General features: G+C 47.8%; 1 protein-coding gene. It reads right to left on the bottom strand.

What is annotated here, in order from left to right:
- A partial coding sequence (locus tag R7Z50_RS27245; protein WP_318149715.1) for a secretin N-terminal domain-containing protein occupies positions 1–718 on the bottom strand: 718 nt, incomplete at both ends.

Raw genomic sequence — 718 nt, 5'->3', positions numbered from 1 at the left:
GACACCTTTCAGTACATCAACTAGGTCTTCTGCTTTTGCATACTTAAGGTAAACCACTCGGTTGTTACCTTTCGTTGCCATTTCTACGTCAAGTTGACGAATCAAACGTTTCAGGCGTGCACGTACTTTCGGATCGCCAGAAATCAGAATCGAGTTCGTACGCTCATCCGCGACGATTTTTGGCTCAAGAAACTCAGGCGTACTCTTTTGGTTGGTCGTTTTGTTCAGGGCTTCTACGATACGAACCATTTCAGCAGCCGAGGCATTGCGAAGCTCTACTAGCTCGATCTCTTTGTCACCAGCTTGGTCAACGCGTTTGATGATTTCTGCTAGACGGTTTACTACCGCTGCACGACCGGTGATCAGGATGATGTTAGCTGGATCGTAATGAACCACATTACCCGCACCGGCGTTATCAATCAGCTGGCGCAATAGCGGTGACAATTCACGAACAGAGACATTTCGCACAGCAACCACACGAGTGATGACGCTATCGCCTTTTGCGCTGCCATCACCCATAACAGGGATTGCAGAGGTCTTAGAGTCTTTTGCTTTGATGACTTTGAGTACGCCGTTGTCCATTTCTACGACTGCATAGCCGTACACTTCCAACACGTTAAGGAAGAAGCTGTAATATTGCTCTTCGTTTAACACGTCGTAGCTGCGAACGTCGATTTTACCGCGCACCGAAGGGTCAACGATGATGGTCTTTTCTAAG

The organism is Vibrio sp. 1249-1 (assembly GCF_033340495.1).
The sequence above is the reverse complement of the archived record's forward strand: the minus strand, read 5'-3'. Positions and strand labels throughout refer to the sequence as shown.